Here is a 15593-nt window from a genome sequence, read left to right as displayed (position 1 = left end):
GTATATTTTTAGCAAATACTAGCATACATCTCTTAAGCCCCGTATTAATTCTTGGCGTAGGATTTTGCCAGATGCAGACTTAGGCAAATCATCTACAAAGTAAACTGATTTGGGTAACTTATAGCGACTTAATCCCTGCTCTTCACAAAAGGATCTGATAGCATGGAGGGACAATTGATGATCCTGCGATCGCTTTAAAACGATCGCGGCGGCAACGATCGCCCCCCATTCTTGATCATCCAGCCCAATCACACATACTTCCGCGATCGCAGGATGCTGACATAAAACCGCTTCTACCTCACTAGGGTAAATATTTTCACCACCGCTAACAATGAGATCATGGCGGCGGTTGACCACATAAAGATAGCGATCGCTGTCTAGATATCCCAGATCCCCTGTGGAAAACCATTCCTGATTTGAGGAACGATTTCCCATGCTATTAAAATAACCAGCCATCACATTTGCACCTCTAACCAAAATCTGACCGATCGCCCCCGTTGGCAATTCCTGTTTGATATTTTGGAGATCCACAATTTTGATCTCGATTCCCCATAAAGGCAAACCCGCCGATCCTATTTTGAAATTTAGTTCAGTCGGTAACAGGGTTGTAATTTGAGAAGCGGTTTCCGTCATGCCATAGGTGGGCATAATGGGAAGCTTTAGTTCTAAACATTGCGAAATTAATTGTGCATTTGCCGATGCCCCTCCCAATAAAATTCCGCGTAATTTTTGCGATTTTTGCAACTTCTGGCATTGTGGATGCTTGAGTAGTCTGATCAGCATGGTGGGGACTAGGGAAATTAATGTCACTTGCTCACCAGCGATCGCGTCTAATACTAACTGCTCATCAAACTTGGGTAATAATGTGATTTTCGTGCCATTGATCACGCTACGCCAAGCGATCGCCAAGCCCCCCACATGAAACATCGGCATACAGACTAACCAATTATCATCGACATAACTGGCAATTCGCATAGTCGAGGCGATCGCGCTGTGGTAATGATTGCCATAGGTCAAAGGAACGGCTTTGGGCTTACCCGTTGTGCCTGACGTATAGAATATTCCTTGAATCTGTTCAAAGTCGAGCCAATTATTTTGTAAATCACTTTGCGAATTAGTCTGTAAATCAATAGATTCTGTTGCTAACGAAGTGATTGACCAATGGGAAAGATCGATAATATTTAAGTTTTCAATCTGTTTAGTGACTGCGATCGCCGTTATTGTTGTCGCCCCATCGTAAACCAGATAATCCGTGCCGCTATCCCTTAATTGCCAAATTATTTCTAAATCCGTTAGGCGCGTATTCAAAAAAACGCCAATTGCACCACACTTAGCTAAGGCATGGATCAAGATCAAATAACGGGGATGATTGTTTAACAATATGCCCAAGCGATCGCCCGTTTTCAGCCCCAATTTTTGTAATTGCCAAGCCCAATGCCGCGCCAATGTTTCTAACTGCGCGTAGCTCCAATTTAAATCACGTTGATTAAGCCCTTGATCAATCTCTTGATCAATGAGATTTGACTTAAAAGATAGAGCGATCGCCTCTGGATGGGAAATCGCAGCTTGTGACAGCCAGTTCAGAAATTTCATACAAAATAATCGATATAATATTCTTCAACTAGCTTAGGGATGATGGTGCAAAGTGCCACTATTCCTAAAATTTCAATTCACATATAGCAATATAACTATGAATCCCTTTGGTGGCATCGTTCAGAAAGCATTTTATCTTGGCATGGGTCTAGCCACAGTTGCCAGCGAAAAGGCAAGCTCGACCCTCAGCGAACTGCGTACCCAAGCCAGCAAGTTAGCCGATGAGTTGGTGGAACGTGGTGAAATGACCACAGAAGAAGCAAAGAAGTTTGTGGATGACCTAGTGCGTAATGCTCAAAAGCCCATTGGCGAAAACCCTAGCCCCAATCCTAGCAGCAACGATCAACCCCGTGCGATCGCGATCGATGATGAAGACGATGAACCAACCACATCAACCGCTAAAAGCCCCAATGATGTAGATGCCCTCAAAAGCAAAGTCCAAGCATTACAGGACGAGTTACGCCGCCTCCAGCAATAGAATGGCAAGCCTTAGCCCTAAACCTTCTCCTCACATACCCATCGCCACAGCAGATGACTTTTTCCTTTTTCCTTAATCCTTTTTACTTGATTAGTCAGCGATCGCCGCTCACTGGGGCTAATTCCAAACAAAATAATGCAGCTTTGCCAAACTAGGGTTGCTAGGGTCATCGCCACACATAAGCCTAGTCCCATCATTGGCAAGCGATTATAGGTGAGGCTAATTCGCACTGCCGCCCATGTAAAACTGGCAACCCACAGTTCAATATCCGATCGCAACGCCCAAGCGCTGGCAGTACCAACGGTCAGCCAAATAAATACATCAAAAATCCAGCGCAAATAGGTTTGTACTTCGATCAATCTTTGGACTTGGCGATCTAGTAAAGGATCTGGCAATGACTCATTGTCAGATCCGCTAGGCATAGACTCACTATTATCAAGACTCATATATCCGCATTTAAATATCCGCATTTAATCCGCATTTAAGATGTCGTCAACGGTAAGCTGCATATCAACAAATGTCGGTGAAATAATTTTCTGTCCTAAATCAAAAACAGCCTCTTGATAAGTTCCTTGTACCATTGAGAAAATCGAAACTTTGCCTAGCTCAGCATCCACAATCCAATATTCCTGAATACCCATATTTTGATATTCATGCAATTTTTCTTGGCGATCGACATGGCGATAGTCGGGGCTAACCACCTCAATCACCAGCAATGGCGGTGCAAATAAAATTGCCGCTTTTCTTAAAATATCTAGCTCTTGCTGTTTACTCAATACGCAAACATCAGGACGGCGGGTGCGCTTGCCAGTCCAGATCTCAACGCCATTTGATCTCACACGGTAAGTATAGGCTTTTTGCTTTGTCTCCAAGGTTAAACAAAAACATAAAAAAGCAACAATTCTTTCATGCAAGCCAATTGGCGGTGTCATTTCAACCAATTCCCCATCATTAAATTCATAGCGCTTGTCAGTACCATCGTCATAGTTTAAGTACTCTTCAAAAGTGAGTTTGCGAACTGTGGTTATGGTCATGGTTTTAGCCCTAAATGTCTTAGTTTGCCTCAAGGGGTGGTTGACTAATTTTAGAAACCTGCCGATCGCGCCACCAAGCAAGGAAAATACAAGCATTAAAGATGCTGGAATAAGATCCTGATAGGAAGCCAATAATCAAGGCAAGGGCAAAATAACGCAGGGTCGCACCACCAAACAGAAAAATGGCAACTAGAGGCAGAGTGGAAGTTAAAGTCGTATTGATTGAACGACCCAAAGTTTGATTGACGGCAGCATTTACTAAATCATTAAACTTCGTGACACCGCCATCTAGTTTGAGAGTTTCACGGATGCGATCGTAAATAACAACCGTATCGTTAACTGAGAAACCGCAGATTGTCAGCATCGCTACGATAAATAAACTGTCGATTTCCACACCCAAAGTCAAGCCTAAAATCGAGAATGCACCAACGGTCACGAGGATGTCATGGAGCAGGGCGACGATCGCAAAGCTGGCATAGTCTAACTGAAAACGGAAAGCCAAGAAAATACCAATGCCACTCAGAGATAATGCGATCGCTAATAAGCCATTGTTAAGGGTCTGCTGTCCGATCGCTGGTCCAACGTCATCAATTTGGGACTTTTGTGGGTCGACCTGACCATATTGTTTCAGCACATCCGCGATCGCATTTTTGAGATCCTCTCTTTGCTCCACCGATAGCCTTGCGGTTCTGACCGATACACCTTGGAGATCCTTACCTTCCACCAATTGGATCACGCTATTGCCAAAACCTTTGTTAGACAGGGCTTGGCGCACTATACTCACATCAATTTTTTGGCAACTATTACCACCACCACAAGCTAAACTCAAAGTCACACTAGAGCCACCCGTAAAGTCTATGCCTAGCCGCAGTGGCGAACCTAGTTGCTGAAAGGAAATCACCATGGCAACTATACCCGCCAAAATGATCGCGCTGGAAATACCAACATAGAGACGAGCGTTTTTAATTACATCTAACTTGATTCCATTCATAAAACTGCACCCGAAGTTGTGTCATTAGTTGTGTCATTTGGTTTATTGCTACTGTCAGGCTCGACGGCGATCGCTTCTGTGGTCGCGGCACTAATTTTGCCAAAGGACTTTACCCCATAGTAAGCAGGTTTACGAAAAGCAGGATTGCTAATCATCGCGAGTAACAGCGATCGGCTGAGGGTAATCGCGGTAAACATACTGGTGATGACCCCCACGCCTAAAGTAACGGCAAAACCTTTTACAAACCCTGAACCTAGCCAAAAAAGTGCCACGCAAGAGATCAAGGTGGTCACGTTACTATCGAGAATACTTGACCAAGCCCGATAAAATCCCGCTTCAACTGACTTATAAAGAGTACGGCTTGCTCTCAACTCCTCCATCGTCCGCTCAAAAATCAGCACATTGGCATCCACAGCCATGCCAATACTCAAAATAAATCCTGCAATACCTGGCAGAGTCAACACCACTCCCAATAAGCCAAATAGAGAGAAGGTAATAATTGCATAGGTAATTAGGGCAATATCGGCAACCACTCCCAAAATGCGGTAGTAAAGCACCATGAAGATTAAGACCAGTGCTAATCCTGCCGCCCCTGCATAAATGCTACTGAGAATACTATCTGCCCCAAGGGTTGCGCCCACGGTGCGATTTTCCACAATCTCCACAGGCACAGGTAAAGCGCCAGCGCGTAATTGCAATGCCAATTCATTGGCGGTATCTAACGTGAAGTTGCCCGTGATTACCGCCCGTCCACCCGTGATCCCCTTGCCTTGAAATTCAGGTCCCACCGAAGGATAGCTAATTAATTTATCATCCAGAAAAATTCCTAATACGCGACCAGTGCCGCCTAATTCGGCTGTGGTTTTGGCAAATAATTCACCACCCTTATCATCAAAGGTGAGGGCAACTTGCCATGTGTCATTGCCGCCATTGCCCGTGGGCGCTGCCACCGCATCCTTCAGCATATTCCCCGTGAAACCCGTAGTCTCAAAGATTCCCTTAAGGTCTTCGATGCTTTTTTTATAGGCGGCTTCATTTTCGGCGATCGCCTTAGCATCACCACCATTTTTCAGCACCTCGCGCTGAATCGTCGCCGCCTGTTGAATTTGCAACCTTGCCCTTAGCTCGCTTTCTGTACCTTTTTTTTGTTTGCGAAAATCAAGCTGTGCCGTAGTACCGATCACCCGCTCTGCTTGGGCAGGATCATTCACCCCAGGCAACTGCACAATCAATTGATTATTACCCGACAACAAAATAGTTGCTTCGGATACTCCCAAACCATTGATCCGTTGCTCCACAACAAACCGAGCCGTTTCCATTAACTTTGGCGTAATTTCGTTAATTCCCTGTTCAGGATTGAGCTTTGCTTGCAGTGTTAGCTGTGCGCCACCGCGTAGATCCAACCCTAATTTAGGCGGGACGTTGATGATCAAATACACAGCGCCCACTAAAACAGCCAAAACCAAGGCAAGCAGGCGACTTTGTTTACCCATAATGTTTATGCAAAAAACTTATTCGTAGCAACAGATCATAACTTACAGCGCGTAGCCTAGGGGAATTTTTATATATGACGAATTCATTAGGACACCAAAACTTTTTGAGTCTCCAATTTTATACATATTATCCTAAGAACTTTATCTTAAGAGCTTTTGCCTATGTCTTTAGATAGAAATTTTGATCTAAATTTTAAGAGGCGCGTCACAAATCTATCCTGAATCTCGAACAATGGCGCTGACAGCAAGGAATTTATGGCATATGCAACATAAATAGTGCGTAGCTGTACCATGTTTTTTCTAGAGCTTTGTAATACAGCCTACGCAAATTGTTACGGCTAGACGGTAAACTTATACCAAAGCTGAAATTTAGGTTGGATTTGTGAGATCTCGTATCGAGCGGGTCTTTTCCGAAGACTAGCTAAATTATTATATCGATCTCTTTTTGGAGCGAACTGACTGTGACTATTTACGTTGGAAATTTGTCTTATCAAGCTGTTAAGGAAGACTTAACAGCCGTCTTTTCAGACTATGGCACGGTAAAGCGCGTGCAATTGCCCACAGACCAAGAAACTGGTCGAGTTCGGGGCTTCGCCTTTGTGGATATGGAGGATGATGCTCAAGAAGAAGCGGCAATCGTAGCGCTTAACGAAGCCGAATGGATGGGACGAACCCTGCGTGTTAATAAAGCAAAGCCCCGTGAAGAGCGTCCTAACGCTCGCAACAGCAGAGGCCCTCGTTACTAGATTAACCGTAGGTATGGCAGAGCATGGCGAAGCCATGCTTTGCTGTGTTATGAGTCAATATCAAGGTTTTAGTTGGCACTGATATTTTGTAGCAGTCTCAACCAAAGCCTTGATTCGTAGTTTGTTTATGAGCGCTGCTTAGCGGCTCTTGTAAAAACCTAAGCCATGCCCATGAATTCCATCTCCAAATACCTCAGAACCCTTAAATTATTTTGGTCAACGGCGATCGCTGCCGAGTTGGAATACCGTATTAACTTTGCGATCGCCGCCCTTAGCAGTATTGGCAATCTAGTTGGCAGTTTGTTTGGGCTATTTTTGTTTTACCGCAATGGCTATACCTTCTCTGGCTGGCAATGGGAAGAATCGATTTTGGTGCTGGGTATATTTACAATCCTCGAAGGATTTTCTAGTACCTTGCTTCTGCCAAATCTCAATAAAATCGTGATCCATGTTCAACAAGGCACGTTAGACTTTGTTCTGCTCAAGCCGATTAGTAGTCAATTTTGGCTATCTGCGAGAGTGATTTCCCCTTGGGGCATTCCTAATGTTACTTTCGGCGGCGGTCTTCTGTTGTATGCGGGCAACAAACTAGGTGTCGGACTTAGTGATTATGCCCTTGGGCTAGTACCCCTAATGTGTGGTTGCGTCAGTCTCTATAGCATTTGGTTTATGCTTGGAGCCACTAGTATATGGTTTGTCAAGATTTACAACGTTACAGAAGTCTTGAGGGGGTTAATGGAGGCAGGGCGCTATCCGATGGCAGCTTATCCCGCCGCCTACCGTTTCTTTTTTACATTTATTGTGCCGATCGCCTTTTTAACTACCGTGCCTGCGGAGGTCTTACTCGGACGCAGTGAACCAGTTTGGATTTTAAGCTCAATATTTTTGGCGATCGCCTTGCTTTATACTGCAAATAAATTTTGGCAGTTCGCCCTCAGATTTTACACCAGTGCCTCTAGCTAGGAGATCTTATGATTGCCATAGTTGCCTTAACCGATCGCCTCGTCATGAGCTACGCAAAATATCTCGCTTGGCAATCAAACCAAGAAAACCGCCATGAATATATCGCACCTTTGATATGCTAGATATTAACTGACTGCAAATTTATTAAAGAACTATGGCTAGATCGCAACGCAATGACAACTTTGTTGACCAGACCTTTACCGTTATTGCTGACACAATTTTGAAACTCTTTCCTGCCAGTCAGAAAGAAAAAGAGGCCTTTGCCTACTATCGCGATGGCATGTCTGCCCAAGGTGATGGCGAATATGCCGAAGCCTTAGCCAACTATGAAGAAGCGCTTAACCTTGAAGAAAATGCTTACGATCGCAGCTACATCTTTTACAACATGGGGTTAATCTATGCCAGTAATGGCGATCATGACAAAGCGCTAGAACAATATTCACAGGCGATCGAACTCAACCCAAGAATGCCTCAAGCCCTCAATAATGTCGCCGTGATCTATCACCATAAGGGTGAAAACGCTCAAGATGAAGAGCAAGCTGAAGAATATTTCAACACCGCCGCCGAGCATTGGGTTCGCGCCATCCGCCTAGCACCCAATAATTACATTGAGGCGCAAAATTGGCTCAAAACCACTGGTCGTGCTGATATTAATCTATTTTTCTAGGAAATTAGGTGACGGCTCGAAGTATCACTTAACGCCTATTAACGCCTATTAATATATTAATAATTTTGTAATAATTTTGACAAACTAAACTTAGAGTAAATTGATGATTGACAGAGAACAAGTACGCCATGTTGCTCGTTTGGGGCGATTGCAGCTAACAGAAAATGAAGAAATTGCCTTTACTAAGCAATTAGATGGCATTTTGGATTATTTCCAACAGCTTAATGAGCTTGATCCTTTATTAGAAGGGGTGGAACCCACAACCCGCGCTGTTAATACCGTCAATATCACCCGCCCTGATCTTCTGCAACCCTTTGGCAATCGTGAAATTTTGCTAGACTGTGCGCCCGATCGCGAAGAAGACTTTTTCCGCGTACCGCAAATCATGGCATAGGTAAAAGTATCATTTTGTTGACTATCGCCATCATCTCCATAACCTCAATGTCAACCCCAAAAATATGAATAGCCCCAATATTCCGCATCCACCGCTTCAGTTAAAAATCCTTCTAGCTGAAGATAACCCTATTAATCAAAAGGTGGCTACGCGGATATTAAGTCATTTGGGACATCAGGCTGACGTGGTAGCAAATGGACGAGAAGCAATTATCGCGATCGCTAACAAATTTTATGACTTAATTTTGATGGATATTCAAATGCCTGAGATGGATGGCTTGATGGCAGCCCAGCATATTCGGCAACTAGAAGTAACTAGTCATTCAGCCCCAATTACCATCATTGCCATGACCGCCAATGCCACTGATGAAGATCGGGAGCTTTGCCGTAAAGCAGGGATGGATGATTACCTCACGAAGCCAATTCAAATTGATAAGCTCAAAGCAATTTTGCAATCCTTTTCCCCGCGTACTACCTAGCGCACAAAAAAGCCCCGACTAGCAGGGCTTTTTTGTTGGGCTTTCTTGTTTTTGGAGCCAATAATTGGCTCCTTGTATAGCTCTTATGCAACTTCTGTTTCGATAATCGCAGGTACTTCTACAATTGCAGGGGCATATACACTAATCTTCTTGCGGGTTTTACCAAAACGTTCAAAAGCGACCACACCATCGATGGTGGCATACAAAGTATCATCACTACCACGCCCCACATTGTTGCCTGGGTGAAACTTTGTACCACGTTGGCGCACGATAATGCTACCTGCGGTCACGACTTGACCACCATAGCGCTTAACGCCAAGGCGTTTAGCGTTTGAGTCACGCCCGTTTCTTGTACTACCTGTACCCTTCTTATGTGCCATTGATTTTCTATCCTCTTAAAAATAATTACAGCCTGTTGAGGCTTTAAGTAGTACAGAAATCCTTTAACTATCGAGGCAAAGCGCCAATGGTCAAAGGATTTCTGGGTTTTCAGTTAGCGAAATTGCTGTAAAAGACCCAGAAGATCTATGATTACGCCGCCTGAGCCTGTTCGCTTAGATTAATCGCTTCAACCATGATCCTTGTCAATGGCTGACGATGACCATTCTTTCTGCGGGTCTTTTTCTTAGGACGCATTTTGTAAACAATTACTTTTTTTGCCTTGAGATGGCTCATTACAGTAACTTCTACAGTGGCGCTGTCGACTAGAGGCTGACCAATAGATATGTCGCCATCCATGTTAACAAATAAAACTTTGTCGATGGTTAGTTTGCTGTCTGGCTCGACTGGTAGTAATTCAACGTCATAAAATCTACCAACTTCAACGCGATATTGTTTACCGCCTGTTTCAATGATTGCGTAACTCATGATTTGTGCTGTTTTAATAAATGCCGTACAGGTATGGGGGCTGCGAATATACAGCTATTCCCAATTTATGGAATAACCCGATCCGAGCATGGATAATGGCGCGATGGCGCGATCTATAAATATACACGAAATGATACAAGAAATGTAAGTATTGCTAGCATCTATTTTAGCCAACCTAGCCCCAAACCCGTTAAAAGCAAAGCCCCAAATACTAAACGATAGCCAACAAATACCCATGTACTATGGGTTTGAAAAAATTTGAGCAGCCAAGCGATCGCTACATAGGAAAAAATCATTGAGGAAAGTAGCCCGATCGCCAACTGTCCTATGCCCATATCAAAGCCATTTTTGATTAGTCCGATCAATTCCACAATGCCGCCGAGGGTAATGGCAGGAATGCCCAGTAAAAAGGAGAATCTCGTGGCAGCCACCCGATCTAAGCCCATAAATAGCCCTGCGGTGAGGGTGGAGCCAGAGCGCGATACTCCAGGGATTAAAGCCATAGTTTGGGCTAAACCCATGAAAATACCGTCAATAATCGAGATTTTAGGAAATTGGCGACTAATTATTTTCTGATCCGTTCTTTTTTGTCCTAATATTTCGGCGATCGCCAGCAGGAGCGACATAACTATTGAGGCGATCGCGATCGCGGCTAGGCTGCGGAGGGGTGATTTGTCATAGTCTGGCACCAAGATTTTAATCAGTAAGCCAGCAAATACAATTGGCAATGTACCAAGAACAATGGCGATCGCCAGTTTAAACTCATGGGCTTTGTAATTTTTGGTGGCGATCGCCTTCATGCTGCCTAGAGTAATATGGCGCAGATCCTTCCAGAAATAGCTCACCACCGCCACAATGCTACCCAGTTGGATCACTGCGTCAAAAGACAAACCCGCATCTTGCCACCCCAAAATCGCAGGAACCACTTTTAAATGGGCAGTGCTACTAATTGGTAAAAATTCTGTTAATCCTTGAACAACCCCTAAAACAAAAGCCTGCCAGTATTCCATATTAATGATAACTGATGATTATTTGATAAGAATGCACTGTAATCTAACTGTAATCTATATGTTACAGCTCCTTGTCTCCAAGCCCAAATCAGAAAAAGTTTTTAAAGTGTTGCTTTGCAGGGCTTTTAAAAACTTTTTTGCAACTTGATTAGATCGATTAGCATATTATTGAGAGTGATGCAAAAGCAAAATTGCATCTGTTATCAATTACTAATCACATATATTCAGATAAAAATTAGGGCATAAATACATGGATCTTCGAGTTTTAGTGGTCTTAGGACCAATTGCGTTAGTAGTGCTTTGGGCTGCGTTTAACCTTGGCAAAGCCGTAATTAAAGGTGAAGCTTCACTTTTTGGCAAGCAAGGTAACAACCCTTTCCAATAAATTTCCACTTTTGCAAGCAAAAGCGTAATCAAAGATTAAAGTTTTTGAGCATTGGCAGTCTTCGCCGATGCTCAAAAATTTATCTGGGTTTTAAAACAGCGCAAAGCATCTTGATTTTATATGGCGCTCAACTGGACAAATATCTGCACTTGTTGGCATTTTAATGTTGTAGATGCACAGTCACCAACGTGCATCGCGATAAAATAGACCAGCAAAACTAATCTTGTAAGGTATCGAAATATATGGCAGTCGGAGAATATAAGCCTGGTTTAGAAGGTGTTCCCGCAACTCAATCAAACATAAGTTATGTTGATGGACAAAAAGGCTTGTTGGAATATCGCGGTATTCGCATTGAGGATCTTTGTGTTCACAGCAATTTCCTTGAGACCAGTTATCTGCTTATTTTCGGTGAATTGCCAAAGGCCAATCAATTAGAAGATTTTGAAAGCGACATTACCCACAGACGCAGGATCAAGTATCGGATTCGCGACATGATTAAGTCGTTTCCCGATAATGCCCATCCGATGGATGCGTTGCAAACTAGTGTGGCAGCCTTGGGGATGTTTTATCCCCTGGGCAATTTCCATGATGTAGATTATATCTATCAGGCAACGGTGCGCCTGTTGGCAAAAGTGCCAACGATGGTGGCCGCCTTTCATATGATGCGTCAGGGGAATGATCCTGTGATGCCCCGTGACGATCTGGACTATGCTTCTAATTTTTTATATATGCTCAATGAGCAAGTGCCTGATCCGATGGCGGCTCATATATTTGATGTGTGTTTGACTCTCCATGCTGAGCATACGGTAAATGCTTCGACCTTTGCCGCCCTCGTCACCGCTTCAACGCTGACCGATCCCTATGCAGTGATCACTTCGGCGATCGGGACTTTGGCAGGACCATTGCATGGCGGGGCAAATGAGCAGGTGATGATGATGCTCGCAGAGATTGGCTCGATCGACAATGTAACTGCTTATTTAGAGCGCAAGATTGAGCGTAAGGAAAAGTTAATGGGCTTTGGGCATCGCATCTATAAGGTGAAAGATCCTAGGGCAATCGTTTTGCAGGATCTCGTCCATAAGTTGTTTGATGAATTTGGGCATGATCCCTATTACGATATTGCGCTGGAGCTAGAGCGGCAGGCTTACGATCGCCTCGCTAGTAAAGGTATTCATCCGAATGTTGATTTTTATTCTGGCTTGGTTTACAAAAAGTTGGGCATTCCTAGTAATTTGTTTACGACTATTTTTGCGATCGCCCGTGTGCCTGGTTGGTTAGCCCATTGGAAAGAGCAGCTTTCTGACAATCGCCTTTTCCGTCCCACGCAGGTTTATACAGGTTTGCATGATGTCACCTATTTACCAATTCATGAGCGCTAGTTAGCAATTGCTGGGGGCTGTAACTAAGGACTTAAAAGCATTGCATAGCAATGCTTTTAAGTCTATTTACCTGCACAAGCGATTTATTTAGCATTGGCTAAAATCTGATCGTCAGTGGAAAAATCTATTTCCGATTGACCACGCTGAGAGGGCAGATAATCCTGCTCGAAGGATGTTTTTAAGCCTGACAGTAGATCATATTGGGGCTGCCATTGCAAATCAGCGATCGCCTTATCAACAGAGGCAAAAAAATGTTGCAAGCGGAAGGGGAAAGCCTTCTTTTTGCCGAAGTCAAAGTCTTTGGGATTGTAATAAACAAATTGCAGTTGGGCGGGATCTTTGCCTGCGGCGATCGCGCATTGTTTGGCTAAACCTGTAAAGGTGACGTAGCGCGAATCGGAAACATTGTAAATTGAGCCGATCGCTTTTTGGTTGCCCAATACCGCCACCATCGCCGCCGCAAGGTCATCTACATGACCAAGTTGGGTAATAAACTTGCCATTGCCAGGAATCGGGATGGGGCGATCGCGCACGATCCGATCAAAAAACCATGCTTCCACATCATTATAATTTTGCGGACCATAGATATAGGTTGGGCGAATTGAGGTGAAGGGAAATCCTGCCATTGACTGCAAATATGCCTCTGTGTCTAACTTGCCCTTGTGCCGACTTTTAGGATCGGTGGCATCGGTTTCACCATAGGGCAGCACATCACTGTCGAGATAAACGCCCGCCGAACTCATATAGACAAAATGCTGGAGGCGATCGCTAAAGATTTCGACTAGGGGCTGGGTATCACTCAACTCTCTGCCGTTGTTATCAAAAACCACATCAAAGGTTTCGCCACTGAGCTTATCCTGCAATTGTTGGGCATCGGTGCGATCGCCAATAATCGTCCGCAATCCTGCTACGGGCGAAGGCTTTTTACCGCGATTAAATAAGGTGACATCATGTCCTTGCGATACCAAAAGTTTAACTAGGGACACACCAATAAACCTTGTGCCGCCCATTACTAAAATTTTCATAAAATAATACGATAAGTGGAAAACTCAGTGTCTTCAGACCTGAGAGTAGTCAATTTAAATTAATGCTTGCAGACTTAACTAAACCCAGAATATAGCGTAATACCAATTCGCCAAAGTGTTGTCATACTTTATTACAGATTACTGTCCTTTCCGAAAGCCCCATCCGCAAGCCCCAGAAGATTCTGCAAGGGCTTAGCCTATTCAAAACCTCCTGTGACCAACCCAAGGTAGCTAGATATGTAGCTCTGGCTCGGCAAAATCAAAGGGCAGCTCATTATTAATTGCCTGAATCTGCTGTGCTTCGTAAGCATTGACCTCGTGGATATAGGGAACCAAGATCTGTCTGAGGCGATCGCGATAAAAGCGATGCAAGCTGTAGTTGGGGGTTGCGGGGAAACCACGTCGCTTTTTATGTTGTCCTCCTGCCCCTGGGTCAAAGCGCTTAATCCCTTGCGCGATCGCCCACTCAATCGGGGTGTAATAGCAAGCATTAAAATGTAAGCAATCAATTTCCTGCACACAGCCCCAATAGCGTCCGAATAGCAAATCATCCTTGCGAATACAAAACGACATCCCTACGGGTTGGGGATAATCGGCGACTTCCCCTGCCACAAATACAAGGCGATCGCGAAAACTAGAGGCTAAATGTTCAAAAAACTTACGGTTGAGATACTTACTGCCACCCCAAAACTTGTTGCAATGATCACTATATAGCTCATACATATAGCCATAGAAATAATGGGGAATCTCTTCACCAATATAAACCCGCATCTTGATGCCCGTACTTTCTACTGATTTACGCTCTCGCTTGATGTTGCGGCGTTGATTGGCATTGAAATTTTTTAAATAATCATCAAAATCTGTAAACTCTTGATTTTCCCAAATATAGCTATGGTGCATCCAAGTCGTAAAACCTCGCGACTCTAACTCATGCTTCCAATTGGGGTCAACATACAAAAAGTTGCAACCAGACATTTTGTGGCGATCGCAAAGCTTGTCAATTTCCGCCAGCATCAAATCATAGATTTTAGACAGTTCCCATGGGTTGTTGCCAAGCTCAGGATGCACCAAGAAGCGATAGCCCACCGCAGGCGTAAACGGGACCATTCCCAATAATTTGGGATAATATTCAATTCCCAACCGATAGGATAAATCCGCCCATTGATGATCAAATACAAACTCGCCTTGACTATGCCCTTTGATATACAAAGGAGCCGCCGCCACCAAAACATCACCTTGCCATACCAATAAATGACTAGGTAGCCACCCTTGCTGCGCGATCGCACAACCCGATGACTCCAGATTTGCCAACCATTCCCATTCAAAAAAAGGAGTAGCCAAGGGCTTAGCCAAATTATTCCATGCCTCAGCCTTGACCTTATTTACCGTATCCACCCAAGTTGTCGTATAACGGGAAAATTGTTGCAGCATAGTTGATAACTTAGCAATATTAATTAAAATTTTGAACACACAACAATTCTAATTCACCAAACGCAGTGAACCCGATGTACAGATATTGTCGATCGCAACGCAAGGAAGAATGTATGTAAAGATCAAACCATCGCTACTCATCTGCAAATCCACTGGCGAGAAATACAACCATCACTTACACAAACCTATGACTATTCTTGATGGCATTATCTATGGCAGCCTATTTCTAACCGTCTTAATTACAATTTTTAGCACTGAAGCGCGGGTTAAACGTATTGAGAAGCGCATTAGGCGTGTGGAAAACAGCTTAGCTTTGATCCTCACCAAACTAGAGATTGAGCCAACATCACAACTATCAGAGCGCGTCAAATATTTGGCTCGCGATCCTTATCGCAGGATAGAAGCAATTAAAGTTTACCGAGAAGAGAGCAATTGCACCTTGCGAGAGGCAAAGGAAGCCATTGAAGATTTTTTGGATGGGCAGAATCTTTCCTAATTAGAAGATGGGAAGCATTATAGGAAAAACCTTGAAAATGTCATAAGGCCATACTTTCAAGGCTGACGGGGCGACAAAAGATATGGGAAGTATGAGTAGATGGGGATTTGAGGATTTAAGATAAAAAAGATAGGTCAAGTCATAGTAAGTATGACCTATCTAG

19 protein-coding genes are annotated in these 15593 nt (G+C 43.9%); 9 read left to right on the top strand and 10 right to left on the bottom strand.

Annotation, left to right across the window (positions count from 1 at the left end; all coding sequences use genetic code 11):
- Positions 1-18: 18 nt before the first annotated feature.
- Positions 19-1593: an o-succinylbenzoate--CoA ligase gene (gene menE / locus H6F44_RS13840; protein WP_190351612.1), complete on the bottom strand. Its 1575-nt coding sequence runs from the start codon at positions 1591-1593 to the stop codon at positions 19-21.
- Positions 1594-1690: 97 nt separating this feature from the next.
- Here menE and H6F44_RS13835 point away from each other — a divergent pair, with 97 nt between their 5' ends.
- Positions 1691-2071 carry a phasin family protein gene (locus tag H6F44_RS13835; RefSeq protein ID WP_190351611.1) on the top strand — a complete coding sequence of 127 codons (381 nt, stop codon included), beginning with the start codon at positions 1691-1693 and terminating at the stop codon, positions 2069-2071.
- Positions 2072-2088: 17 nt separating this feature from the next.
- Here the strand turns inward: H6F44_RS13835 and H6F44_RS13830 are convergent, their stop codons facing one another.
- Genes H6F44_RS13830 through secD form a run of 4 tightly spaced genes read right to left on the bottom strand, consistent with a single transcriptional unit; the run spans position 2089 to position 5589 of the window.
- Positions 2089-2517 (bottom strand): hypothetical protein, encoded by a 429-nt coding sequence (locus tag H6F44_RS13830; RefSeq protein ID WP_242016570.1) that lies wholly within the window; start codon positions 2515-2517, stop codon positions 2089-2091.
- Positions 2518-2541: 24 nt separating this feature from the next.
- Positions 2542-3105, bottom strand: coding sequence for a Uma2 family endonuclease (locus tag H6F44_RS13825; protein ID WP_190351610.1), 564 nt, complete (start codon positions 3103-3105; stop codon positions 2542-2544).
- Between the two features lie 19 nt (positions 3106-3124).
- On the bottom strand, positions 3125-4096 hold the full coding sequence (gene secF / locus H6F44_RS13820) for a protein translocase subunit SecF (protein ID WP_199302130.1): 972 nt from the start codon (positions 4094-4096) through the stop codon (positions 3125-3127).
- Positions 4093-5589, bottom strand: coding sequence for a protein translocase subunit SecD (secD, locus tag H6F44_RS13815; RefSeq protein WP_190351609.1), 1497 nt, complete (start codon positions 5587-5589; stop codon positions 4093-4095). Before secD ends, secF begins: the two co-directional genes overlap by 4 nt.
- Before the next feature lie 461 nt (positions 5590-6050).
- On the opposite strand from secD, the gene H6F44_RS13810 reads away from it, so the two are divergent.
- From H6F44_RS13810 to H6F44_RS13790, 5 genes are all read left to right on the top strand, one after another.
- Positions 6051-6335, top strand: coding sequence for an RNA recognition motif domain-containing protein (locus H6F44_RS13810; RefSeq protein ID WP_190351608.1), 285 nt, complete (start codon positions 6051-6053; stop codon positions 6333-6335).
- Positions 6336-6515: 180 nt separating this feature from the next.
- On the top strand, positions 6516-7298 hold the full coding sequence (locus H6F44_RS13805) for an ABC transporter permease (RefSeq protein ID WP_190351629.1): 783 nt from the start codon (positions 6516-6518) through the stop codon (positions 7296-7298).
- A 154-nt stretch (positions 7299-7452) separates the two neighbouring features.
- Positions 7453-7965, top strand: coding sequence for a photosystem I assembly protein Ycf3 (locus H6F44_RS13800; protein WP_190351607.1), 513 nt, complete (start codon positions 7453-7455; stop codon positions 7963-7965).
- A 103-nt stretch (positions 7966-8068) separates the two neighbouring features.
- Positions 8069-8359 carry an Asp-tRNA(Asn)/Glu-tRNA(Gln) amidotransferase subunit GatC gene (gene gatC / locus H6F44_RS13795; protein WP_190351606.1) on the top strand — a complete coding sequence of 97 codons (291 nt, stop codon included), beginning with the start codon at positions 8069-8071 and terminating at the stop codon, positions 8357-8359.
- 64 nt (positions 8360-8423) lie between these two features.
- Positions 8424-8837, top strand: a complete 414-nt coding sequence (locus H6F44_RS13790; protein ID WP_190351605.1) for a response regulator — start codon at positions 8424-8426, stop codon at positions 8835-8837.
- An 83-nt stretch (positions 8838-8920) separates the two neighbouring features.
- On the opposite strand, the gene rpmA is transcribed toward H6F44_RS13790, so the two are convergent.
- The 3 genes from rpmA to H6F44_RS13775 form a co-directional block, all read right to left on the bottom strand.
- A complete protein-coding gene (rpmA, locus tag H6F44_RS13785; RefSeq protein ID WP_190351604.1) occupies positions 8921-9217 on the bottom strand; it encodes a 50S ribosomal protein L27 in 297 nt (98 codons plus the stop codon).
- Positions 9218-9368: 151 nt separating this feature from the next.
- Positions 9369-9704, bottom strand: coding sequence for a 50S ribosomal protein L21 (gene rplU, locus H6F44_RS13780; RefSeq protein ID WP_190351603.1), 336 nt, complete (start codon positions 9702-9704; stop codon positions 9369-9371).
- Between the two features lie 161 nt (positions 9705-9865).
- Complete coding sequence (locus H6F44_RS13775; protein WP_190351602.1) at positions 9866-10714, bottom strand: undecaprenyl-diphosphate phosphatase; 849 nt, start codon at positions 10712-10714, stop codon at positions 9866-9868.
- A 250-nt stretch (positions 10715-10964) separates the two neighbouring features.
- Between H6F44_RS13775 and H6F44_RS13770 the strand changes: the two genes are divergently transcribed.
- Both H6F44_RS13770 and H6F44_RS13765 read left to right on the top strand, forming a co-directional pair.
- Positions 10965-11099: a photosystem II protein Y gene (locus H6F44_RS13770; protein WP_190351601.1), complete on the top strand. Its 135-nt coding sequence runs from the start codon at positions 10965-10967 to the stop codon at positions 11097-11099.
- Positions 11100-11341: 242 nt separating this feature from the next.
- A complete protein-coding gene (locus H6F44_RS13765) occupies positions 11342-12478 on the top strand; it encodes a citrate synthase (protein ID WP_190351600.1) in 1137 nt (378 codons plus the stop codon).
- An 83-nt stretch (positions 12479-12561) separates the two neighbouring features.
- Here the strand turns inward: H6F44_RS13765 and H6F44_RS13760 are convergent, their stop codons facing one another.
- Entirely contained in the window at positions 12562-13503 is a 942-nt protein-coding gene (locus H6F44_RS13760; protein ID WP_190351599.1) for an NAD-dependent epimerase/dehydratase family protein, read from the bottom strand.
- Positions 13504-13734: 231 nt separating this feature from the next.
- The gene (locus H6F44_RS13755; protein WP_190351598.1) at positions 13735-14934 is read right to left on the bottom strand and encodes a GNAT family N-acetyltransferase; all 1200 of its coding nucleotides are present in this window, start codon (positions 14932-14934) and stop codon (positions 13735-13737) included.
- A gap of 187 nt (positions 14935-15121) precedes the next feature.
- Between H6F44_RS13755 and H6F44_RS13750 the strand changes: the two genes are divergently transcribed.
- A complete protein-coding gene (locus H6F44_RS13750) occupies positions 15122-15430 on the top strand; it encodes a hypothetical protein (RefSeq protein WP_190351597.1) in 309 nt (102 codons plus the stop codon).
- The last annotated feature ends 163 nt before the right edge of the window (positions 15431-15593 follow it).

This window comes from Pseudanabaena cinerea FACHB-1277 (genome assembly GCF_014696345.1).
GTDB classification, from domain to species: Bacteria; Cyanobacteriota; Cyanobacteriia; order Pseudanabaenales; family Pseudanabaenaceae; genus Pseudanabaena; species Pseudanabaena cinerea.
Note: the sequence above shows the minus strand (reverse complement) of the source record. Positions and strands in the feature narration are given on the sequence as shown.